Genomic DNA, 21893 nt, shown 5'->3' with positions numbered 1-21893 from the left:
GGCGACATGGCACCGGACGGCCTGTTCATCGGCGGCGCGTGGCGGCAGGCGGCCTCCGCGTTCGAGGTGCTCGACCCGGCGACCGGCCGGGTGGCGGCCCGGGTGGCCGACGCGACCGCGCGGGACGCGCTCCAGGCGCTGGACGCCGCCGCGGACGCGCAGCCGTCCTGGGCTGCCACCGCTCCCCGGGCACGGGCCGAGATCCTGCGCCGGGCCTACGAACTGGTGACCGAGCGCGCGGAGGCGCTCGCCCGGCTGGCGACCCGGGAACTGGGCCGTCCCCTCGCCGAGTCGCGCGCCGAGGTGGCCTATGCCGCCGACTTCCTGCGCTGGTTCTCCGAAGAGGCGGTGCGCGTGGGCGGCGAGCACCGCACCGCGCCGTCCGGGGACTACCGGATCGTCACGGCGCGCGTCCCGGTCGGGCCGTGCTACCTGATCACGCCGTGGAACTTCCCGCTGGCCATGGTGACCCGCAAGGTCGCGCCCGCCCTGGCGGCCGGCTGCACGGTGATCCTCAAACCGGCCGAGGCCACCCCGCTGTCCGCCCTCGCCCTGGCGGAACTGCTCGCCGAGGCCGGCGTGCCCGACGGGGTGGTGAACGTCGTCCCCACGACGGCGCCGGCCGAGGTCACCGGTGCGCTGCTCGGTGACGGGCGGCTGCGCAAACTGTCCTTCACCGGCTCCACGGAGGTCGGCCGGCTCCTGCTGGCCCAGAGCGCCGGGGGCGTCCTGCGGGCCTCCATGGAACTGGGCGGCAACGCGCCGTTCCTGGTCTTCGACGACGCCGACGTCGCGGCGGCCGTCGAGGGCGCCGTGACGGCCAAGATGCGCAATTCGGGGCAGTCGTGCGTGGCGGCGAACCGCTTCCTCGTCCACGAGGCCGTCGCCGAGGAGTTCACCGGCGCGCTGCGCGAACGCCTCGCCGCACTGGAGGTGGGCCGGGAGGTCGGCCCCCTGATCGACGGGGACGCCGTGGAGCGGGTCGACGGGCTGGTCGGCGACGCGAAGCGGCGCGGCGCCGAGATCCGGCTGGGCGGCGCCCCGCATGCGGGGCCGGGCTGGTTCTACCCGCCCACCCTCCTCACCGGCGTCCCCGAAGACGCCGCGATCACGCGGCAGGAGATCTTCGGACCGGTCGCCGCGGTCGCCGCCTACCCCGACGAGCCGAGCATGGTGGCGGCGGCCAACGCCGCCCCGGCGGGTCTGGTCGCCTTCCTCTTCACCCGCGACCTCGGCCGCGCCATGCGCGTCGGGGCGGCGCTGGAGGCGGGCATGGTGGGCGTCAACCGCGGCCTGGTCTCCAACGCGGCCGCGCCGTTCGGCGGCGTCAAGCAGTCGGGCCTCGGCCGGGAGGGCGGTCTGGAGGGCATCGACGAGTACCTGGAGGTGAAGTACCTGGCCGTCCCGTGAACCTGCTCCGGCACGGAAGCGGCCACCGCACCGACGATGTCGATCCGATGGCCGTTCCGTGCCGTGATCTAAGTGGCCGCGCCCTTTGGGCCGGTCAGCGCGGCTGGTAGGCCTTGGGCAGCCGCATGCCGCGGTCGGCCATGATCTTGCGGACGCGGTTCGGGTAGTTGGTGATGATCCCGTCGACCCCCATGTCCATGAGCGCCTCGACGGTGGCGGGGTCGTCGCAGGTCCACGGGACGACCTTCAGACCGCGGGCGTGGGCCTGCGTGACCATCGCCCGGTCGGGGTAGAAGCGGAAGCCCGGCTCGCCGACCTTGCCGTTCTGCGGGAAGCCGTAGTTGGGCGACAGGGCCGTGACGCCCTTGATGGCGGCGGCCGCCTTCACGAAGTCGCCGTCGTAGTCGTCGACGTCCAGGCCGCCCAGCCAGGGGGAGGCGCCGGGGCGTCCGACCTGGAGGAAGTCGTAGTTCGTCAGCGCCACGAGCGGCCACCTGGGCGCGAACCGGTGCATGACCTTCAGCGCGCCCCAGTCGAAGGACTGGATGGTGACCTGCCGTTCGATCCCCGACGCGCGGATCTCCTCGAAGACCCGGCGGACGAACAGCTCGCGCGGCGCGGTCTGCTCGGGCGCGCCCGCCTCGACCTTGGTCTCGATGTTGAGCTTGACCTGCTTGGCGCGGTAGCGCTTCACCAGGCCCAGGACGTCCTTGAGCTCCACCATCCGGAAACCGTGGACGACCTCCTGCTCGGGGAAGCCGGGCAGCTGCTGGTAGCCGCAGTCCATGGTCTTGATCTGGGCCAGGGTCAGGTCCTTGATGTACTTGCCGACGTAGGGGTACATCGGGTCGCCCGGCGTGGCCGGCGCGGTGTCGCGGCACTTCTGCGCGCTGATCTGCCGGTCGTGGTTGACGACGACCTTCTTGTCCTTGGTGACGTGCGTGTCCAGCTCCAGGGTGGTGACGCCCAGACGCATGGCCTTGCCGAAGCCTTCCAGCGACTCCTCGGTCGTCATGCCGATGCCGCCGCGGTGGGCCTGCAGGTCGAACTGGGTCTTCTGTGGCAGTACGCCGGGACTCCCGGTGGTCGACGCGTTGGCGGCCGCCGGCGCGGCCACCGTGGCCGCGAGGGCCAGACTCGTCAGGACAAGGCGCACGGACATGGAGTCCTCCGCTCGGTCATGCTCCGATCAACCCCCGCGACGCTAGAGCGAGGGCCGGCACCCTTGATTGACGTGGCGTGATGGGGCCATGAACGTTCCCCGAACCCGGCCCCGCCGCCGAAACCGCCGGACCAGGACCGTCGCCCCGCCGCCGACGTGCGCCTCAGCGGGCACCGACGCCGCGCAGCAGCGTCTCGACCACCACGTCGGCGGCCTGTGCGGGGCTCAGCTCGGGCAGTTCCTCCGCGGCGTGCAGCATCAGCGGCGGCAGGAGCGACGCCACCCAGCCGGACGGCAGGTCCCCTCGCACCAGGCCCTCGTCGGCAGCGCGCCGGAGGAAGGCGTCGACCGCGTCGATGAGGGGCCGGCGGCGCTCCCGAAGGGTCTCGTCGCGGAGCATGCGGCTCGTCTCGACCGGCCATTCGCGGTTCACCGCGACGATCCCCTCGACGAGGCGGTGGAGCGCGACCTCCACCGGGGCCTCGCGGAGCCTGGCGGCGGCGATGGCCTTCTCCACCGCGTCGTACCGGGCGCCGTACACGGCGAGCAGCAGCTCCTCGCGGGAGGCGAAACGGCGGTAGACGGTGCGCCGGTCCACTCCGGCCGCGGCGGCGATGGCGGCGATGCTCACCGAGGGGTCGTCGGCCAGCAGGCGTGCGCCCGTGTGCAGGACGAGTTCCAGGTTGCGCGCCGCGTCTGATCTCACCCGCCCAAAGATACCCATCACCAGGGCACATGGTTGGTCTATCGACACAGAGCTGTCGAGAATGCTAGCTTAAATGTCACAAGTATGGGGCAGTTAAGGTCGGCTCCGTCTCGGTGGACGGGACGAGAGCGAGCGGCGGCCGACTGCCGACGTCCGAAGGGGGAGAGGGGCTCATGGCGAGGACATGGTTGATCACGGGGGCGTCGCGGGGTCTGGGACGCCATCTCACCGAGGCGGTCCTGGCGGCCGGTGACCAGGTCGTCGCGACCGCCCGGCGTCCGGAGCAGCTGGACGATGTGGTGGCCCGGTTCGGCGAGCGGGTGCGGGCGGTCGCGCTGGACGTCACCGACCCCGCCGCGGCCGTCGGCGCGGTGAAGGAGGCCACCGGTGCCTTCGGCCGCCTGGACGTGGTCGTCAACAATGCCGGGTACGCGAACAGCGCCCCGATCGAGGAGATGGCCGAGGAGGACTTCCGTGCCCAGGTCGAGACCAACCTGTTCGGGGTGGTGAACGTGACGCGGGCGGCGCTGCCCGTCCTGCGCGAGCAGCGCTCGGGGGTGTTCGTTCAGGTCTCGTCCATCGGCGGACGCGTGGGGGGCACCCCCGGCATGGGCGCCTACCAGACCGCGAAGTTCGCGGTGGAGGGCTTCTCGGAGGTGCTCGCCAACGAGGCGGCGCCCTTCGGGGTGAAGGTCGTCATCGTGGAGCCGGGCGCCTTCCGCACCGACTGGCAGGGCTCGTCCATGCGGCTGCACCCGGTCGGCCCCGACTACGAGGAGACCGTCGGCGCCATCAACCGCTACCGCCAGGCCAACGACGGCACCCAGCCGGGCGACCCGGCCCGCGCGGCCCAGGCCGTCATCGACGTGGTCGGCGCCGACGACCCGCCCCGCCGCCTCCTTCTCGGCAGCGACGCCCTCGTCTCCGCCCGCAGGTCCGCGGAGGCCCGCGCCGCGGAGACCGAGCAGTGGGCCGGCGTGAGCAGCTCGACCGACTTCCCCGCCTCCCAGCGCTGACCTGCGGGGCTCAGCGGCCCGAAGGGCATGGACCCGGACGGTTCGCTGATCCTGGAGATCCGCGCACGCGGCACCAGTCCGCGTCCGCTGTTCAGTGGGTGGCGTACCAGAGGGCCGACAGCAGGTGGACGAGCATGAGGACGCCGCCGCCGACGGCCATTCCGGGCACGCGGCGCATGATGCCGAGTGCCGCGTCCCCTGCCTGGACGGCGCCGGCGACGATCAGCAGCGGCACGATCGCGGCGGCGTCGGCGGTGACGAGCGCCGCGATGACGGCGAGACTCAGCGGGATCGCGCGGACGGCATAGACGCGGGCGTAGAAGTCGACCCCGGCGGTGACCGCCTCACCCGAGGGAAGCGCCAGGCTCGGGCGGGCGGCGCCGAGCACGCTCGACCCGCCCGACACCAGTGCCGCGACCGCGTTGACCGTGACGAGTGTGACCTCCATGGCGCCCATCTCTTCACCTCTAAAATGATTCATGCTTTGAATGATTGAGTGTGAGTATGATTCGAGCCATGCGTGACGTCAAGCCGCTGCCGGGGACGGTGGCCTTCCGGCTGGGGACCCTCGGTGCGATCGTCGGGGACCGGCTGGCCCGCAAGATCGCCGGCTACGGCGTCAAGCCCAAGCACGCCGGGCTGATGGCGGCGCTGGAGGCGGGCGTCGCGGCCTCGCAGCAGGACCTCGCCGCCCGGATGGGGGTCGCGCCGAGCCTGGTCGTCGCGCTGGCCGACCACCTGGTGGACCTGGGCGCGATCGAGCGGCGGCGCGATCCGGCCGACCGGCGCCGGCAGGTGCTCACGCTCACCGACCAGGGCCGCGAACTGCTCGCCAAGTGCGCGGCGGCGGCGCAAGAGGTGGACGAGGAACTCGCCGCCCCGCTCACCCCGCGCCAGCGCGCCGCACTGCACGACGCACTGGACGTGCTCTCCGAAAACGAAGGACTGCCCGCCTGAGACGAACGCCGCCCGGCGTGCCCGAAGGTTCCGGCCGCATTTTGCCGAATGCCGCGCTGGCCTTTGCCGGGGTCGAGGTATCTACCTGTTCGTAATGCGGGTGAAAATCGCGAATCAGGTCATCTATTGGCCTTCCGCCGGTCGGCCGGTGCCTTGGAAAGCGGTGGTCCATCGGTCTGTGGACATTTTGCGATCTTGATCACGGTTTGGTGTGCGGACGGTCCGAGACTTGTCGTTTTAGTGGCGATTTCGTAGGTTCGCCCCAATCGGGGGATGATCCGTTGTCCCGCCGCCGTCCGCGACCGGCTCGAGATCCGAGGCCGGCGGGCGGTGGCCTCGACCTCCTTGAGGAGACGCCATGTCCGAGGTCAAACGCCGTGATCTGCTGGCCGGGGTCGCCGCCCTCACCGGGTTCGCGACCGTCGGCCTGCTCCCCGGCACCGCCGCCGCCGCGACCCGGCAGCGCCCCGGTGCCCTCCGCTCGCCCTCCCTCACCGCCGGCGACAAGGCCGTGGTCGCCCGGGTCGACGCCCGCCGCGCGCTGCGGCACCTGAAGGTGCTCAGCGACGAGATCGGCTGGCGCGTCTCCGGCACCCCGGCCGAGCACCGCGCCGCCCGCTACATCGCCGGCTATCTGCGCGAACTCGGCTACACGGTCGAACTGCAGCCCTTCCCCATCGCCGACAAGTACCTGGCGGAGATCCGCTCCCGGGGCGAGCGGGACTGGCAGTGCAGTGCCTCCCCGCAGGGCGCCGTCGCGTCCGTGGACGGCACGGTGGCGGACATGGGCAATGCCACCGAGGTGACCGGCGACGTGCGCGGCCGACTCGTGCTGTTCGACCGCGTCCCCGGCATGGAGACCGAGCAGGCCAAGGCCGCCGCCGCCGCGGGCGCCGCGGCGGCGCTCATCGTCAACGCGCGCTCGACGACCTATCCGGAGCGCAAGGCCGGCACGTTCGTCCCGAACCTGAAGGAGACGGTCGCGATCCCGGTGCTGGGCCTGGCCGAGTACCACGGCGAGCGGATCCGCGCGGGCGCCCGGCGGCTGTCCTTCAAGATCACCCACCACACGGGCCTGACCTCGTACAACGTCCTGGCCGAGCGGAAGGCGTCGCTGCCCAACCCCGCGGGCAAGGCCGTCATCGTCAGCGCGCACTACGACAGCGTCCCCGGCTCGCCCGGCGCCAACGACGACGGCAGCGGCACCGTCCTGTGCCTGGAACTGGCGCGCGTCCTGAAGCGGCTCCCCACCCAGCAGGCGGTCCGCGTCTGCCTGTGGGGCGCGGAGGAGAACGGCCTGGTCGGCGCCCGGTACTACGTGAAGCAGCTCGACGAGGCGGGCGTCGGCCAGATCACCGGCTGCTTCCAGAACGACATGGTCGCCACCAGCCATCCGCCCGCGGGCACGTACTGGCTGCTGTCGGTGGACGGCGCGGACAACACCACCACGGCCGCCGTGAACGCCGCCGCGCAGCGGCTCGGCTACGCCGACCAGACCAAGGGCCCCACGGCCCGGGGCTCCAGCGACCACGAGGCCTTCTACGAGCGCGGCATCCCGGCGGGCAACTTCAGCTGGCGCGGCGGTGAGGCGCCCAGCCAGCTGGAGCCCCTCTACCACACCCCCGAGGACACGATCGCCCAGAACGTCAGCCTGGAGCGGCTGCAAGTGTCCCTCGAACTGATCGGCTGCGCCCTCTACGACGTGGCGCGCCGCAGGTAGCGGAGAAAGCGTGAGGGGCGGCTTCGGTGAGAGGCCGCCCCTCACGGCGACCCGGATGCGGTCGAACGGGGCGGGCCGTCGACGAGTTTCGGAAGGCGGCGCACGCCTCCCTCACTATGATCTCGCCATGGTGATCGGGAAGGCGCACCGATGAGCGGGCGGGAGCTCGGCGGGACGCTGGCGCTGCGGCGGCACTGGTGCCGTCCGGACGAGCCCGTCCTGCTGTGCCTGTACTGCCACGGCACCGCCCTGCGCTTCGACGTGGACGGCCACGACTGGCGGGGCATCCCGGGCGGGGCCGGACGCGCCGTGCTGAACGCCGTCGGAGCAGGAATGGATTCGGCGTTCCGCGAAGACGGCCTCAACCCGCCGGCGATGGTGGTCCACGGGCCGAGCAGCGGCCTGGCCGCGCGGGTGGCGCTTCCCGATTCCCAGGAGACCCGCTACTGGGTCCTCACCCCGCACCGGATCGGCGTCGTCGCGATGCTGCAGGCCGAGGCCGCCGAATCCGGAGCGCCGGACGAACCGCAGGGGGGCGTCCTCTCGCGGGCCCGCAGGATCGCCGCCGGGGCGGCGGAGATCGGGCGCGCGCTCGCCCGCGACCATCCCTATCCACCGGGCGAACCGGTGCCGCTGTCACGCGTCGCGGGCCTCGCCGAGATCCCGGCGGCGCAGATCGCGCACATCGGTCTGGACCGGCGCAAGCTGCCCTCCGGGTACCGTCCCCGCAAGGTCCCGGTCCTGCGGATCGGGCTTCACGACGGTTCCGGCTTCGACATCACCGCATCAGACGACGAGGCGGCGGGACGGCTCGCCCACCTCGCCGCGCAACGCTCCTGACGGGTGAGCACGTGCCGCGCAACGAGCAGAAACTGTACGAGATCGCCCGCGCGCACTGGTGTGCGCCGGGCGAGAGGCTGGTCATGGGCGACCACGCCGCCGGCCACATCGGCGCGACCGTCCGGGGGGTGAGCGCGGCCCCGCACCCGCCCGCCGTCCCGGGCGGCTCGCAGGTGCCCGACCCGTCCTGGCCCCTCCCGACCGACCCGGTCCGGACGGGCCGGTTCTGGTACGACGAATGGGCCGAGGACCCGGTGGTGTGGGGGTGGGCGCACGCGCCCGGACCGGACGCGGCGGCGGCCGCGGTCGCCGCCCACATGGCCGGGTACGCCGACGAGGCGTGGCTGCTGCTCACGGACCGGCGGCTCGCGGTGTCAGTGGAGTCGCGTTTCGCGCGTCCCGCCGAAAGGCCGGGCGGGCTGCGCGGTCGCGTCCGCGGCGCCTTCGGCGACTCGCAGGACCCCGCCGGGCCCCTGGCGACCTGCTGGGAGATCCCGTCCGCGGCGGTCCGGGGCATGCGGGCGGTGCCGCTCGGCCGCACCCCGCGGCCGGAGTGGTTCATCCGGATCGACTTCACCGACGGCTCGGCGTTCGACTTCCGCCCCCGCCGGGGCGCCAAGGCCCCGGACTACGTGAAGTCGATCTACACAGGCCTGGCCCCGAGGCACTGACCCCGGAACCGAAGGCCCACGCCCGTCACAGGGCCCAGGTCTCCAGGGCGAGCAGGTCCCGCATCGACACCATGCCGACCAGGCGTCCGCGGTCGGCGACCGGGAGGTGGCGGATGCCCTCCTCCAGCATCCGGCGGGCGACCTCCCGCGAGTCCTCGTCGAGCGCGGCGGTCTTGAGCCTGGTCGATGCGTACGCCGTGGCCCGGGACGCCGGATCCGCCGTAAGGGCCAGCGCGCCGACGAGGTCCCGCTCGGTGATGATCCCGACGACCCGCTCCCCGTCGAGCACGGCCAGCGCGCCGACGTCGTCCTCCACCATTCTCCGCGCCACCTGGTCCAGCCGGTCCTCCGCCTGGCAGCCGAGGACGCCCGGCCGGTACACGTTGCTGATCAGCATGTTCCCTCCCCATGGGTTCGCCCCACACGCCGCAGCGTTTCCGTTCCATCCCGCCGGAAACGCCCCAAAAGTCACCTTGACCTGCGGGATCGCCAGGCACGCCCTCCAGGGACGGGGCGCCGGACGGATTTCTCTCGTGAACACAGGCGACAACGGCCACGATGTGCGGGCGGTGGCGAGGCCTGGACGATCGCCGTCCTCATGCAGACGGTAGTGTCTGACTGACCGGCGCACGGAGCGCCGTGCCGACTGCGAGGGAGGCGGCGGATGGCGGCCGTGACGTTGCCGGAGTCGTTGGCGGGCGTCGGGGTGACGGCGATCGGGGTCGCCCTCATCAGGGCGCGGGAGACCGCGCGCGCCGACCGGTTGTACGAGGACCCGTACGCGCAGGCGTTCGCCGACGCGGCCGAACGGGAGTTCCTCGCGCCCTCGGCGCCGGCCGGCGCCGCCGGCACCTGGGCCGGTGTGCAGGAACTGGTCGAGACCTTCTACCCGGGACGCACCATCGGAGTGCGGATGGGCGACGACGGGCTCCGCGACGCGGTCGCCGCCGGCCGCCGGCAGATCGTCCTGCTCGGTGCAGGCCTGGACACCTACGCCTTCAGGCTCGGCCTGCCGCGATCGGTGCACCTGTTCGAGATCGACCTCCCGGAGATGTTCGCCTTCAAGGAGCCGATCCTGGACGCGCTCGGGGCCGTGCCGTCATGTGAGCGCAGCGTCGTCGCGGCCGACCTGCGTCAGAACTGGTCGGAAGCCCTGCTGGAGGCGGGCTTCCGGGCCGCGCTTCCCACCCACTGGGTGGACGCGGGCGTTCTCGGCTTCCTGCCGAGGCGGGACGCCCGGCGGATCGCGACGACGATCGGTGAGCTCTCGATGTCCGGCAGCCGCTTCGGGTTCGGGCACATCCCGCTGCAGGCCATGGCCGAACGGATCCGGACGGTGCCCGGCGCCGACCGCGTCATGCCGGGCATGACGGCGCGCTCCGTCGACGGCGAGCGCGGACTCGGCCCGGACGCGCCGGAGTGGCTGGAGCGGCACGGCTGGCGGACCGAGTTCCGCACCCTCGAAGAGATCGCCGCCTCCTACGGGCGAGCACTGCCGCAGGCCTCCGGCGGAGGCTCGGTCACCGCAGTGCGCCTCTGACGCCATTCCCAACACCGAATCCTATTTTGTTGTTCGCGGGGCCGAAAAAGCCGTCTTCCCTCGTTGATTCGCTGCTCAGGCGCGGCCCTTGAGCATGCCGTGCCAGTAGAGGGCGGGCAGGCCGTAGCGCTTGAGATACCACATGTCGCGGCGCTCCTTCTTCAGATTGATGACGGGGAAGGAGGGGGCGAGAGCGAGGTCGTAGTCGAATTCGGCGAGGAGCATCTTGTCGCGGGCCGTGACGAGGGGGCAGGAGGTGTAGCCGTCGTAACGACCGGTGCCGGAGCGGCCCGCCATGCCGGCGATGAGGTTCTCGACGACGACGGGGGCCTGCTTGCGGACGGCCGCGCCCGTCTTGGACGTCGGCAGGTTGGCGACGTCCCCGAGAGCGTAGACGTTCGGGTAACGCGGGTGGACGAGGGTGTGGGCGTCGGCCTCGACGTAGCCGTAAGGGCTCGCCGGGTCGGCGAGAGGGCTCGTCTTCAGCCAGTCCGGGGCGCTCTGCGGCGGCGTCGCGTGGAGGAAGTCGTAGGAGATCCTCTCCGTGTCACCCGCGGCGCGGTCGGCGAGGGTCAGTTCACGGCGCTCGGGGTCGACCGAGAGGAGCTCCGACTGCAGGCGGACCTCGATGCCGTAGCGGGCCGCGACCTTCTCCAGTTCGCGGGCGTAGGTCTCGACCTTGAAGATCGCCGGTTCGGGGAGGGCGAGGACGACGCGGATGTCCTTCAGCGTGCCCTCCCGGCGCCAGTGGTCGGCGGCCAGATAGGCGATCTTCTGAGGGGCGCCGCCGCACTTGATCGGCCCGGCGGGGTGGGTGAAGACGGCCGTGCCGGACGTGAGGTTCCGGATGAACTCCCAGGTCTTGGGGGCGTACTCGGGGGAGTAGTTGCTGGACACGCCGTCGCGTCCGACCGATTCGGCGAGGCCCGGGACGGCGCTCCAGTCGAGTTGCAGGCCGGGGGCCAGCACCAGGTGCTCGTAGCGGAGTTCGGCGCCGCTCGCGGTGGTGACCGTTTCGGCGTCGGGATCGACGGCGGTGGCGGCGTCGCGGATCCATTCCACGCCGGGCGGGATGACGGACCGCTCGGGCCTGCGGGTGAGCTCGGCGGTCGCCCGGCCGCCGCCGACCAGGGTCCACAGCGGCTGGTACCAGTGGGTGTCGGACGGCTCCAGGATCGCGATGCCGCGGACGCCCTTGCGGCGCAGCCTGGCGGCGACGGTGATCCCGGCGGTACCGCCACCGATGATCAGGACGGGGTGCCGGTGCGGGGTGGTGGACATGAGGTTGCTCCCTCCGGGTGGGTGCGGCGCGCCCTGCCTGGCACCTGCCTGGAACCGGTTCCAGGCAGGGCGCGCCGGGATGGATCAGGCTTCGGCCGGGGCGTACGCCGCGGCCCAGGCGCCGTAGCCGCCGAGCAGGTCGGCCACGTCGGCGCGGCCGGCCCTGCGGAGCAGGCTCGCGGCGGCCGAGGAGCGTGCGCCGCCGGCGCAGTTGACGACGATCCGCCGGTCGGCGGGGACCTCGTCCATGCGTCCGGGCAGCTGGGCCAGCGGGATGTTGACCGAGCCCTCGATGCGGCCGTTCGCCAGCTCGCCGGCGTTGCGGACGTCGACCACGAGGGGCGGCTCCGCGCCGTCGAGCTCCGCGCGCAGGTCGGCGAAGGTGAGCCGTTCCGCCTGGACGATCTGCTCGGGTGCCTGCGTGAAGGCCTCCTCGGCGTCGGCCAGGTAGCCGGCGGCCGTGTCCAGGCCGATCCGGGCGAGGCGGATGACCAGCTCCTCCTCGCGGCCCTCGGGCGCGATCACGATGATCTCCTGCCCGGGCTCGACGAGCATGCCGGCCTGCTCGGCGAACCGGCCGTCGGCGGGGATGTTGATCGAGCCGGCGAGGTGGCCGGCGGCGAACTCCCGCGGGTCCCGGGCGTCCACGACCACCGCACCGGCGTCGCGCCGCGCGAGGACGTCCGTGAAGGACAGCGCCTTCAGGTGCTCGTCGACCTGGAGCAGCTCCCGCTCCTTGCGGTTGAGGATCGCGTCGTAGACGAAGTACTTCGGCGCCGGGGGCTGGCCCTCGGTGACGATGTCGACGAACTCCCGCTCGCTCATGGGGCGGCAGGCGTAGTTGCTCAGCCGCTGCGCGCCGATGGTCGACTGGAGTTCGGCCGAGAGGTTCTTGCCGCAGGCCGAACCGGCGCCGTGCGCGGGGAAGAGGCGGGTCTGGTCCGGCAGGGCCATCAGCTTGTGCTGGACGGTGTCGTAGAGCATCCTGCCGAGCTCGTCGGCGGTGACGCCGATCGAGGCCAGCAGGTCCGGGCGGCCGACGTCGCCGATGAACAGCGCGTCCCCCGTCAGCACGCCGTAGGGGACGGTGTCGCCGGAGCGCTCGTACACGAGGACGCTGATCGACTCGGGCGTGTGGCCGGGGGTCTCGAGGATCTCCAGGGTGACGTCGCCGAGGCTGATGCGCTCGTGGTCGTGCAGCTTCCGGATCGGGAACTCGGCCTCGGCCCGCGCGCCGTAGCCGATCCACGCTCCGGTGCGGGCGGCCAGTTCCAGGTGGCCGGAGAGGAAGTCGGCGTGGAAGTGGGTGTTGATGACGCCTTCGATGTCGAGGCCGTTGGCCGCGGCGTCGTCCAGGTATTCGGAGATGTCCCGGCGCGGATCGACGATGACGGCGCGTCCGGTCTCCTTGTCGCCGATCAGGTAGGAGGCCTGCGACAGGCACTCCAGATAGTGCTGGGCGATGTACAGCCGACTCTCCATTGCTGCGGTTCCTTTCGCGGGTTGCGGGTCCGGGAGCTGGTGGGTTCCGACGAACCGAGTGATACCCCAGGGGGTATATCTCAGAGAGTAGGCGACGGGTGGACGATGTGGCAAATACCCCCAGGGGTATCTGTCGCGCAGGCGGTTCGCCTCCGGCCGGGGCGCGGGAGTTCGCGGGCCACCGGGGGCTCCATCTGCGCTACCTTGCGCCGATGACCGACCTGAACGGATACACAAAGAAGCTGGCGCTGCCGGAGGGTTTCGACGCGCCCCGCCTGCTGCGGTACGACGACGTCACCGCTCACGCGCTCACCCGCGACGACCTGGTCGCCGACGTGCGCGGTGTCAACGCGAGCCTCGACCTGATCCGCGAGACCCGCGGCGGCGACTGGCCGACCGGCCCGGTCACCGAGGACGAGAACTACGTCGACCTCGTCTGGCACGAGTGCGAGTTCCGGGACGGCAAGTCGTTCGCCTTCTGCGTCGAGGCCGAAGGCCGCGGCTACATCGGCTGCGCCTACCTCTATCCGATGGGCGTCCGGCAACCGCTGACCGAAGACCTGGCAGCACACGACGTCGACGTCAGCTGGTGGGTGACCCCCGACGCGTACGAGGCGGGCTACTACACCAAGCTCCACCAGGCCCTACAACACTGGACCACCAGGGACTACCCCTTCACCCACCCCCACTACTCGAACCTGCGAATCCCCTCGGCCTGACTCGGGGCCCGTACTCTCGCGTTCGCCCGGGTCCCCGCTGGCGACCGAGCAGGCCAGGGCCGCCGCGCACGCGGGCGCCACGGCGGCGCCGGCCGTCAACGCGCGCTCGGTGACCTGTCCGGGGTGCCGGGGTCGGCCCGTTCGCCGGTCCGTTGGCGGCGGCCGCCCCGCAGGCCGCGCCACAGGAACGCGCCTGCCGCGGCGGCGGCCACGGCTGCCAGGACGCCGAGGAGCAGGCCGTCGGGCACCGCGGCGCCGATGCGGGCCACCGACTCCTCCATGGCGAACTCGGTGTCGGGGTCCACGAAGCCGGGGAGGGCCGAGGTGCCGTCGAAGACCAGGAACACCGTTCCCAGGACGATGAAGAAGAGCCCGCCGACGAGCGACGTGGAATGCACCCGCAGCGGCCCGAGCCTGACCGGCCGGCCGCGCAGCCCGCGGCGCCGCCCCAGGTCGAAGCGGTCCCACAGCAGGGCCAGCACGAACAGCGGGACGGCCATGCCGAGCGCGTACAGCGCCAGCAGCGACGCTCCGTACAGCGCGTTCCCGCCGACCGCGGAGACGGTGAGGATGCCGCCGAGCAGGGGGCCGGCGCAGAACCCCGACAGCCCGTAGACGGAGCCCAGCAGCCCGACCGACAAGGCAGAACCCGCGTGGCCGCGCCTGGTGGCGAGTCCTTGGAGCCGGGCCGAGCCGAAGCCGAGACCGGCGATCTGGGCGGCGCCGAGCGCGATGATCGTCCAACCGCCGAGGGCGACCAGCAGGTCGCGGTGCCCGTAGAAGAGCCGGCCCGCCATGGCTCCGGCGGCGCCGAGCGGGACCAGCGTCGTGCAGAGCCCGAGGTAGAAGACCGCCGTGCGGGACACGAGCCGGGTGCGTCCGGTGAAGGAGTAGGCGAAGAACGCCGGGAGCAGCAGTGCGCTGCAAGGACTGAACAGGGTGAGGACGCCGCCGAGGAAGGCGGCCAGGTAACCGATGCTCATCGGCCGCGGGCCTCCTCGATGGCCCGGGCGAACACCTCGAACGGCTGGGCGCCGAGGATCGGCCGTCCGTTGACCAGGAACGTGGGGGTGCTGGCGGCGCCGGCCCGGTAGCCCTCGACCTGGTCGGCGATCATGGCGTCCTCGGCCTCGCCGCTCTTCATGTCGGCGCGGAAGCGGGCCAGGCCGGGCACGCCCGCCTCGCGCGCCCAGGCGACCAGGTGCTTGTCGGCGAGGTCGCCGGAGTTGCGGCGCCGGGGCTCGGCGTACACCCGGTCGTGGAAGGCCCAGAACCGGCCCTGCCGCCCCGCGGCGTAGGACGCCTGCGCCGCGGCCTTCGACTCGTCCCCGAAGATCGGGAAGTTGCGCCACTCGATCCGCAGCACGCCGGTGTCGACGTACTTCTGGATCAGCCGGGGCTCGGTCTCGCGGGCGAACCGGCCGCAGAACGGGCACTGGAAGTCGCTGTACTCGATCATGACGACCGGGGCGTCGGTGCGGCCGAGGGCGAAGGGGTCGCCGTTCTTGCGCCGGGCCAGGTCGGGACCACCGGCCCGGGAGCGTGAGGGTGAGGCCGACGCCGACGGTGATCCGGCGGTTTCGGCTTCCTTTCCGCCCCGGCCGCCGATGGCGGCCAGGCCGAGGAGCAGGGCGGCTGCGAGCAGCACGCCCGCGATGGTGAGAGACCGGCGGGAGCGGGCTTTGGCATGTGACGCCGACATGGCGGACAGAACCTTTCGAAGAGCGCGCGCCGCTGACCGAACGACAGGCGTGGGCCTGGCCCGTGGTCAGCGCAGGCGGATCGACCGCGCGGCGCGGATGGACGTGTAGGGGATCAGGCCGGGCCGGGCGTTCCGGCGGGGCAGTCGATCTCGCCGGCGAGGCGCTTCACGGCGGCCGCGGCCAGCAACGCGATCGACAGCAGGGCCACGACCGGCTGGAGCGGGGCCCAGATCGTCAGGGCGCCGGAAGTGCCCAGCAGCAGGAGCACCGCCTTGTTGCACACGGGGCACCCGATCGCGAAGAACGACAGGACGCTGCCGAGAGGCCCCAGACGCCTGGCCGCGCTGGAATCCGCGGCGGCCGGCCGGCCGATGTACGTGGCCAGGACCAGCCCGGCCAGCAGGGCGGTGATGCCGAGTACGGGGTAGTTCCACCACTGCACCGGCACGGACCGGCCGAACAGCGGGTTGGGGATCACGTCGGTGGGCGCTCCCACCACGAGCGCGGTCCCGGCGGCTCCGGCGGCGGCCACTGCCCAGCGGCGTACCGGCCAGAAGGCCAGCGCACGACCGGCTTTGGCGCACATGCCGGCGGACGCCCGCACGGGCGGGCGAGCAGAGATCATCGGATGGACTCCGTTCGGTCGGATCTGAAGGCCCGGGTGAACGGGGCCTCTAGATCCGCAGAACGCAGAGCCCGGCGGGGTCGGGAGGGGACGGCGCAGGCCCTGGGGGCGCTCCCGCAAGGGCCGCGCCCGGCGGTGCCGCCGTCTCGGCGAGCGAGGCCGGGACCATGACGGCCGGGACCGGCAAGGGCTGGGCGGCGGGCGCAAGCGAGGGTGCCTCGGCCACCGTCTTCTTGCCGCACTGGCCGGTGCCCGGCTCCGTCCCGGAATCCTTTGACTCGGGCGCCGCATGCTCGGTGGTGACCGCGTCGCCGGGAAGCCCCAGCGCGCCAGAGGCCGCGTATCCGGTGACCACAGCCTCGGCCGATACGGGCGAGGCGGAGGGGGACCGGAAGACGGCGGCGCCCTTGCCGAGCTGCATGAGGCAGCCGACCATCAGGAGAACGACCAGAACCGCCGGCACCAGGAACGGCCGAGACCACGCGGATCTCGTACGGACCGGAGACGGCATGCCGGGCGACCTTCCTGCTCACGATGAAGATTCGTGGGTCACTATAGGTGACCTCTCGCCGGGATTCGGACGACGGCGGCCGGCGTGGTTCCGCCTGAATCGCGGCGACAGCCGCTCTCGGCGGATGCGCCGTGCCTAGGATCCCCGTCATGCCGATTCAGTTCGATCTTGCTGAGGAACTCGCCGCGGGCATGCGGAGCGCGGAGGCCGCGTTCCGGTTCATCTCCCGGTACTGCGCCGCGTGGACGACTCCGCTGTCCGCGCGCGACGCGTACACCCCGGCGGAGGTGCAGGAAGCCGAGCGGCGGTTGGGGATCACCTTCCCGGCGGCGTTGAGGGAGGCGTTGCAGCTCTTCAGCAGGCGGTACGTCGGCCTCCTCGACCAGGACCGCAGCCTCATGCACCGCCTGAAAGGTGTTGAGGCCTTCTCCATCTACGCGGACACGCGGGCGCTGATGTACCAGGCGGAGAACCAGGGGGTCTGGGAACGCTACGTGCGCCTCGAAGACATGCATCTGGACGACCCGCCGACCTTCCAGACGCATTGGGCCGACTACTCTCGGCTGCTGCCGTTCACCGACCGCCTGTCGGTGGCGCTGATGGACCTGGTGCTGCGCGAGCACTGGTGGCACGACGAGCGCTTGATCGTTCACGGGGAGCTCCGGGAAGAGCAGATCGCCGAGCTGGCCGGGCGCTTCGAGGAGCTGGCGTTGTCCTCGGCCGTGCCCTGCTACGACTGGATCGTCCCCATGGCGCCCGATCGCTGGTTCCTGGCCCCGGACGTCCTCGTGCATCTCGAACACACCATGGTCCTGACCGAGGAGGAGTCGGAGAAGGATCCGTGGCCGAGGCGGCGCCCCGGGACCGCCGCCAAGATCACCTTTCGCGGACGCACCGCGGAGTCGCTCCATGCCCTGGTACCCACCTTGCCCGAGCAGTGGTTGACCTGACCGGGTCGCGGCGCTCCGCGCGGTTGAGCCCGGGCACCTGGGGGGTGGCCGGGCTCAACGCGTGGGGGGATCTTCGGTGGTCGTCAGCCGTGCCGGCCGGTGGACGGTCGCTTCAGCCGCCGGACTAGGGCGATGAGACCGACGGCGGCGAGCGTGCCCGCGACCGCCCAGACGACGAGGGAGATGTCCTGCCCATCGGACGTGTCCGCAGCCGTCTTCACCTGGGGTGCCGCCGAGGGACCCGACCCCTCGCTCACCGCCGGGTGCGGCCCGCCCTCCGGCCCGCTTCCCGATGACGGCGGTTCGCTCACCGCCGCCGGGTCGAGCACCAGCTCAGGGACGGGGAAGTCGGGCTCCTGCCCGCCGGTCGCCGGCTGGTTCCAGTTCACGACCGATCCGTCGGAGTACGTCTGCGCCGTGTCGAAGCGCAGGACGGCCTCGTCCGGCAGCGGATTCACGCGCACGGTGAAGGTATGGGTATCGGCGGGCTTGATCTCGTGGCCGGCCCGGGCCGTCCATACGACGTGCGGACCGCCCTTCCCGCCGCCCGTCCGGTTGATCGTCCAGCCGTCGTCGACCGGGACGGAGCCGGCGGTCACCCCTTCGGGCAGCGTGACGTCGACCCGGACCGTGGTGCTGAACTCCTTCTCGCTCGGGACGCGGAACTGCAGCGTCGCGGGCTTTCCCGCCTCGGCTCCCTCGGACAGCACGCGTACGTGGGCGGAGGCCGGGGCCGACAGCAGCATCACCATCCCGGCGCCGATGGCCGCGGCGGTCGCCAGGCCGGGCAGCCGGTTCCGGCGTGCGGTGGGGCGTGTGCGTTCCACGGGCGCTCACCTTCGTCTCAGCAGCAGCAGAACACGAGGGACGCCGGGTCGGCGTCGCGGCCGCCTGCGGCGTTGTGCTCGTGGCCGGTGCTGATCCGCTTCAACGACGCCAGGGTCTGAGCCGAGGCCCTTCCCTTCGGCTTGATCGCGATCCGCTTCCCGGTGAACGCGGAGAAGGACAGCACCTGCGGCGCCTTGCCGCCTTCGTCGGTGGTGAAGGAGACCAGCGGAGTCTCGCGCCCGGACGCCCCGACGGCGTACGCCTGGTACGTCGTGGCGGGCCTGAGGTCGCGGGCCTGCAACTGGACCATGTCGAGCCCGCCGACCGGCCGGACGGTCGCCTCCAGCACACGGCCCTTGCCGCCCGGCCGCATCGCGTCCCCGGCCGAGCCGTCGGGAAGGACGGTCGGCACGTTCCGGACCCGCTCCCCGAGTCCCTGGCGTCCGAGTCCAGGGGCGGAGTCCGCGCTGGGCACCGCCCCGGGGGCGTAGAGGACGGCCTGGGGCTCCTGGCCGGTGCTGATCGTGTCGATCACCCTGTTGGTCGTGGTGTCGATGACGTCGACCGCGTCGGACTTCTCCAGGCCGACGTACATGCGCGTCCCGTCGCCGCTGGGCCAGGACCCGTGCGGAGCATGCCCGTGGTTGCGCACCCGAGTGATCAACTTGGGCGCCCCCGACGCCGTGCGCTCGTAGACGAGCGTCTGGTCGAGGCCGCCGACGGTGAGGTAGGCGAACGAGCCGAGCGCGTTGGTCGCGAAGTTGGGGTGGTTGGTGTCCGGGCCGGTGTCCAGCACGGCCTTGACCTTCCGTGCGGCCACGTCGATCACGCTGACCTTGCCGGCGCGCTTGTGCGCCGCCCAGATCTCCTTGCCGTCGGGGGAGATGGCGGCGTCGGAGGAGAAGACGTCGGCTAGTCCCGTGATGCGGCCGGTCACCTTGCGGGACTTCACATCGACGACGGTGATCTCGGGTGCGCTGATGTGGTTGACGTAGGCGAGCTCGCCGTCGGGGCTCATCAGGACCTTCGACGGGCCGGCGCCGACGGTGACGCGTCCGGCGACACCACCGCGGTCGGCGTCGACGATGGTCACGGTGTCCCGGCCGCGGTCGGCGACCCAGAACTCGCCGCCGTCGGCGGTGAACGCGCCCTCGTGCGCGGCGCGGCCGGCGTCGGTGTGGCTGAGCACCTTGTTCGTGGCGGTGTCGATGATGTCGACGGTGTTGCTGGCCACGCTGACGACGCCCAGGCGCCGGCGGTCCGGGGAGTACCCGAGCCCGTGGACGCCCGCGTTGGACAGGTACTGCGGGCTGAGCGTCGCGCCCAGCCGCTGGTCGCCGAGACGGATGGTGCCCAGCGTCCTGCCGGCGGCCGGGTCGATGACCGTGACCGTGTTGGAACTCTGGTCGGCCGTGTAGACCCGGTCCCGGCCCGAGAGCGGCGCCGGGTCCGCCGCCTTGACGGCCGCTACCGGACGGGCCCCGTGCGGCGATGCGGCGGGCGATCCGCCGGCCGCGGCGGTGACGCCGAAGACGGCGGCTCCCGCGGTCGCCAGCACCGTGGCCGCGCCGATGGCGTGTCTGACTGAGAACACGGATGAACCTCCATGAAAGGGATCTGTGCCGGATGGCAGGGCGGGGCAGCACACGGCGGGGCGCCGTGCGCGGAAGATGATGGGCAGGCCGGAGCAGACCCGCTGACTCGGTCGCGGGTCTCCGGGGAGTCCGGTCAGTCGGGCGTGCGCGACGGAGACGTCACGGGCAGCCGTGCGACCATGCGTCCGCTCTCGTCCTGGACGAGCAGTGTGGTGATCTGCGACCGGAGCATCGCCGTCACCATGCGGGTGCGCATGGGCGTGCCGCCGCTGCCCGCCCGCACGGTTCCGGCCGACTGGCGCCTGCCTTGGGCGTCACCGGTCAGCAGGTGGTAGGTCTGTCCGGGTCGGAGCCCGGACAGGGACACCGGGACCTCCGTACCCCAGCTGTGCTCGACCATCGGCTCCGGCCGGGACAGGGTGACCGCCGCGGCGGGCGGCCTGCCGTGGCCGTCACCGGGGAGCACGGTCGTCAGCACCGCGCAGGCGGCGAGGACCAGCCCGGCGGCCGCGGCCGCGACCCGCCGCCGCACGCGCCTCGGCGCCCCTGGCTGCGGCTCCCGGACGTCGACGTCGAGGACGACGGGCTCGGCGCGTTCGAAGGTCCTGATCAGCCGGCGCACCCCTTCCGCCTCGGCGGAGCAGCCGGCGCACCACCCGAGATGGCGGGCCAGCGGGGCGGGCAGCGGCCGGTCCAGCAGGAGGAGTTCGGTGAGTTCGACGCGGATCGCGTGGCAGGAGGGACTCACGGAGCCAGCCATCCTTTCTCGTCCAGGATCCCGCGCAGGGCGCGCACTCCGTAGTAGAGGCGGCTGCGCACCGTGGACGCCGGGATGCCGAGGTCATCGGCGAGATCAGCGCACGTGCGTCCGAGGAGGTACACCTCCAGGACGACCTGGCGGTGCTCGGGTGACAGGCGGCGCAGCGCCTCGTCGAGCTCGATGCGCGTCAGCAGCTGGTCGAACGGGTCGCGCGGGTCGCGCTGCTGCTCGCCCGCGTCCGCCGGTGCGGCGAGCGGCACGCGCGCGGCCTTGTTCCGCCCGACATCGATCACGACGTTGCGGGCGATCGCGAACAGCCACGTCCGCAGGCTCGCGCGGCGGTGGTCGAAGGAGGCGGCGGACCGCCATGCCCTGACGAACGTCTCCTGGACGACGTCTTCGGCGAGCTGGCGGTCGGCGAGGGCGTTGCACGCGAAACCCAGCAGTTCCTGGCCGTGCCGGTCATAGGCGAGCCGTACGTCCTGCTCGCTGCGCAGGGAGGGAGGAGCCTCCTGCCGGGCGGCGGGCCGGCGGCCCAGCCTCCAGAGCTGGGCCACCCTTACACCCGCCCGCCGCATGCCGCCTGCCGGCTGCACTCCGCCATTGAGGAACACCCCTTCGCCGCACCGGCCGATATGTCACGGGGGATACGCGGACCCTAGAAGAGGTGTTGAAGACCGCGGATATGACCTGGGTCACATGCGCGGTGGCCGTCGGGCCATGGATCAGCTGTAGCTGACGTTGTTCGGGCTGGGCTGGAGGGTGCCCTGGGTGAAGGTGCCGGGGCAGATGTCGCGCGGTCCGTTCTGCCAGGTCACCTCGGCGGGGAGCCAGGTGCCGGCCCACGAGACCGCCCAGCCGCCGGCGGACGGGCAGTCCGGGCTCGTGCCCCACTTCAGCCCGGCGTAGGCCGTCGCTCCAGGGCGCACGATGATCCTCATGCCGGCGTCCGGGTGGGCCTCGCGGGCGCCCTCCACAGGCGCGTAGTACGCGCCGCCCGCGCCGCCCTGCCCGAGCGGCGCCCAGCCCCTGGGGAGCAGGCAGCGCTGGTCCGACTTGTTGGACAGCGTCAGGATCGCCAGCACCTTCTCCTCGGAGTCGGACGGCTGCTCGTGCACCTCGGCGATCAGCTGCCGCGGCGTGCAGACGGCCGGGTCGCCGCCGCCCGCCTGCGGCGACGCGGGCTTCTCGCCGCCGTCGCCGGGGGAGGACGCGGAGCGGGGGACCGCCTGCCCGGTCTCGCCCGGGCTCGGTTCCAGGCCGCCCGCGTTGACGTCGATGCGGCACCCGGTGGCGGAGAGGGCGAGCATCAGCCCGGCCCCTGCCAGCGCGACGAGAGATCGGCGGCTTGTACTGTGCGTCATCTTCGGGTCCCCCACGTGAATCTTGCCTGGTCAGTGAGTGAGATGACCGAAAT

At 72.3% G+C, this 21893-nt stretch carries 24 protein-coding genes; 9 read left to right on the top strand and 15 right to left on the bottom strand.

Annotated elements, in window-relative coordinates; all coding sequences use genetic code 11:
• Window positions 1-6: 6 nt before the first annotated feature.
• Window positions 7-1410 (top strand): NAD-dependent succinate-semialdehyde dehydrogenase, encoded by a 1404-nt coding sequence (locus tag K4S16_RS16810; protein ID WP_235036855.1) that lies wholly within the window; start codon window positions 7-9, stop codon window positions 1408-1410.
• A 94-nt stretch (window positions 1411-1504) separates the two neighbouring features.
• Here the strand turns inward: K4S16_RS16810 and K4S16_RS16805 are convergent, their stop codons facing one another.
• Together K4S16_RS16805 and K4S16_RS16800 are read right to left on the bottom strand one after the other, a co-directional pair.
• Window positions 1505-2572, bottom strand: coding sequence for a glycerophosphodiester phosphodiesterase family protein (locus K4S16_RS16805; protein ID WP_149259876.1), 1068 nt, complete (start codon window positions 2570-2572; stop codon window positions 1505-1507).
• A 163-nt stretch (window positions 2573-2735) separates the two neighbouring features.
• Window positions 2736-3278: a TetR/AcrR family transcriptional regulator gene (locus K4S16_RS16800; protein WP_149259875.1), complete on the bottom strand. Its 543-nt coding sequence runs from the start codon at window positions 3276-3278 to the stop codon at window positions 2736-2738.
• Between the two features lie 173 nt (window positions 3279-3451).
• Here K4S16_RS16800 and K4S16_RS16795 point away from each other — a divergent pair, with 173 nt between their 5' ends.
• Window positions 3452-4294 (top strand): oxidoreductase, encoded by an 843-nt coding sequence (locus K4S16_RS16795; protein ID WP_149259874.1) that lies wholly within the window; start codon window positions 3452-3454, stop codon window positions 4292-4294.
• 91 nt (window positions 4295-4385) lie between these two features.
• On the opposite strand, the gene K4S16_RS16790 is transcribed toward K4S16_RS16795, so the two are convergent.
• A complete protein-coding gene (locus K4S16_RS16790; protein ID WP_149259873.1) occupies window positions 4386-4751 on the bottom strand; it encodes a hypothetical protein in 366 nt (121 codons plus the stop codon).
• 59 nt (window positions 4752-4810) lie between these two features.
• On the opposite strand from K4S16_RS16790, the gene K4S16_RS16785 reads away from it, so the two are divergent.
• From K4S16_RS16785 to K4S16_RS16770, 4 genes are all read left to right on the top strand, one after another.
• Entirely contained in the window at window positions 4811-5251 is a 441-nt protein-coding gene (locus K4S16_RS16785) for a MarR family winged helix-turn-helix transcriptional regulator (protein ID WP_200841918.1), read from the top strand.
• 358 nt (window positions 5252-5609) lie between these two features.
• Window positions 5610-6971 (top strand): M20/M25/M40 family metallo-hydrolase, encoded by a 1362-nt coding sequence (locus K4S16_RS16780; protein WP_149259872.1) that lies wholly within the window; start codon window positions 5610-5612, stop codon window positions 6969-6971.
• 150 nt (window positions 6972-7121) lie between these two features.
• Complete coding sequence (locus K4S16_RS16775) at window positions 7122-7811, top strand: hypothetical protein (protein WP_149259871.1); 690 nt, start codon at window positions 7122-7124, stop codon at window positions 7809-7811.
• Window positions 7812-7822: 11 nt separating this feature from the next.
• Complete coding sequence (locus tag K4S16_RS16770) at window positions 7823-8482, top strand: hypothetical protein (protein ID WP_149259870.1); 660 nt, start codon at window positions 7823-7825, stop codon at window positions 8480-8482.
• Window positions 8483-8507: 25 nt separating this feature from the next.
• On the opposite strand, the gene K4S16_RS16765 is transcribed toward K4S16_RS16770, so the two are convergent.
• The gene (locus K4S16_RS16765; protein ID WP_149259869.1) at window positions 8508-8879 is read right to left on the bottom strand and encodes a cyclic nucleotide-binding/CBS domain-containing protein; all 372 of its coding nucleotides are present in this window, start codon (window positions 8877-8879) and stop codon (window positions 8508-8510) included.
• 267 nt (window positions 8880-9146) lie between these two features.
• Here K4S16_RS16765 and K4S16_RS16760 point away from each other — a divergent pair, with 267 nt between their 5' ends.
• Window positions 9147-10022, top strand: coding sequence for an SAM-dependent methyltransferase (locus K4S16_RS16760; protein WP_149259868.1), 876 nt, complete (start codon window positions 9147-9149; stop codon window positions 10020-10022).
• 75 nt (window positions 10023-10097) lie between these two features.
• Here the strand turns inward: K4S16_RS16760 and K4S16_RS16755 are convergent, their stop codons facing one another.
• Both K4S16_RS16755 and K4S16_RS16750 read right to left on the bottom strand, forming a co-directional pair.
• The gene (locus K4S16_RS16755; protein ID WP_149259867.1) at window positions 10098-11303 is read right to left on the bottom strand and encodes an FAD/NAD(P)-binding oxidoreductase; all 1206 of its coding nucleotides are present in this window, start codon (window positions 11301-11303) and stop codon (window positions 10098-10100) included.
• 84 nt (window positions 11304-11387) lie between these two features.
• Window positions 11388-12773: a rhodanese-like domain-containing protein gene (locus K4S16_RS16750; protein WP_149260163.1), complete on the bottom strand. Its 1386-nt coding sequence runs from the start codon at window positions 12771-12773 to the stop codon at window positions 11388-11390.
• A 224-nt stretch (window positions 12774-12997) separates the two neighbouring features.
• Here K4S16_RS16750 and K4S16_RS16745 point away from each other — a divergent pair, with 224 nt between their 5' ends.
• Window positions 12998-13504: a GNAT family N-acetyltransferase gene (locus K4S16_RS16745; RefSeq protein WP_149259866.1), complete on the top strand. Its 507-nt coding sequence runs from the start codon at window positions 12998-13000 to the stop codon at window positions 13502-13504.
• A gap of 95 nt (window positions 13505-13599) precedes the next feature.
• Here the strand turns inward: K4S16_RS16745 and K4S16_RS16740 are convergent, their stop codons facing one another.
• The 4 genes from K4S16_RS16740 to K4S16_RS16725 all read right to left on the bottom strand — a co-directional run bounded on the left by K4S16_RS16740 (window position 13600) and on the right by K4S16_RS16725 (window position 16295).
• On the bottom strand, window positions 13600-14487 hold the full coding sequence (locus tag K4S16_RS16740; RefSeq protein ID WP_149259865.1) for a cytochrome c biogenesis CcdA family protein: 888 nt from the start codon (window positions 14485-14487) through the stop codon (window positions 13600-13602).
• Window positions 14484-15152, bottom strand: coding sequence for a thioredoxin domain-containing protein (locus K4S16_RS16735; protein ID WP_235036854.1), 669 nt, complete (start codon window positions 15150-15152; stop codon window positions 14484-14486). The genes K4S16_RS16740 and K4S16_RS16735 overlap by 4 nt, the downstream gene beginning before the upstream one ends.
• Before the next feature lie 167 nt (window positions 15153-15319).
• A complete protein-coding gene (locus K4S16_RS16730) occupies window positions 15320-15832 on the bottom strand; it encodes a hypothetical protein (RefSeq protein WP_235036853.1) in 513 nt (170 codons plus the stop codon).
• A 49-nt stretch (window positions 15833-15881) separates the two neighbouring features.
• A complete protein-coding gene (locus tag K4S16_RS16725; protein WP_149259863.1) occupies window positions 15882-16295 on the bottom strand; it encodes a hypothetical protein in 414 nt (137 codons plus the stop codon).
• 197 nt (window positions 16296-16492) lie between these two features.
• On the opposite strand from K4S16_RS16725, the gene K4S16_RS16720 reads away from it, so the two are divergent.
• Complete coding sequence (locus K4S16_RS16720; protein ID WP_149259862.1) at window positions 16493-17293, top strand: SMI1/KNR4 family protein; 801 nt, start codon at window positions 16493-16495, stop codon at window positions 17291-17293.
• Between the two features lie 83 nt (window positions 17294-17376).
• Here K4S16_RS16720 and K4S16_RS16715 read toward each other — a convergent pair whose 3' ends face one another.
• From K4S16_RS16715 to K4S16_RS16695, 5 genes are all read right to left on the bottom strand, one after another.
• Window positions 17377-18120: a DUF1775 domain-containing protein gene (locus tag K4S16_RS16715; RefSeq protein ID WP_149259861.1), complete on the bottom strand. Its 744-nt coding sequence runs from the start codon at window positions 18118-18120 to the stop codon at window positions 17377-17379.
• Between the two features lie 17 nt (window positions 18121-18137).
• The gene (locus K4S16_RS16710) at window positions 18138-19715 is read right to left on the bottom strand and encodes a beta-propeller fold lactonase family protein (protein ID WP_160160933.1); all 1578 of its coding nucleotides are present in this window, start codon (window positions 19713-19715) and stop codon (window positions 18138-18140) included.
• A gap of 134 nt (window positions 19716-19849) precedes the next feature.
• Window positions 19850-20464 carry a hypothetical protein gene (locus K4S16_RS16705; RefSeq protein ID WP_149259859.1) on the bottom strand — a complete coding sequence of 205 codons (615 nt, stop codon included), beginning with the start codon at window positions 20462-20464 and terminating at the stop codon, window positions 19850-19852.
• Entirely contained in the window at window positions 20461-21033 is a 573-nt protein-coding gene (locus tag K4S16_RS16700; protein WP_235036852.1) for a sigma-70 family RNA polymerase sigma factor, read from the bottom strand. Before K4S16_RS16700 ends, K4S16_RS16705 begins: the two co-directional genes overlap by 4 nt.
• A gap of 168 nt (window positions 21034-21201) precedes the next feature.
• Entirely contained in the window at window positions 21202-21840 is a 639-nt protein-coding gene (locus K4S16_RS16695) for a DUF4232 domain-containing protein (protein ID WP_149259858.1), read from the bottom strand.
• Between the last annotated feature and the right edge of the window lie 53 nt (window positions 21841-21893).

Origin of the sequence: Actinomadura sp. K4S16, assembly GCF_008327685.1 — a bacterium.
Lineage (GTDB): Bacteria > Actinomycetota > Actinomycetes > Streptosporangiales > Streptosporangiaceae > Spirillospora.
This window is presented reverse-complemented; position numbering and strand designations above follow the sequence as displayed.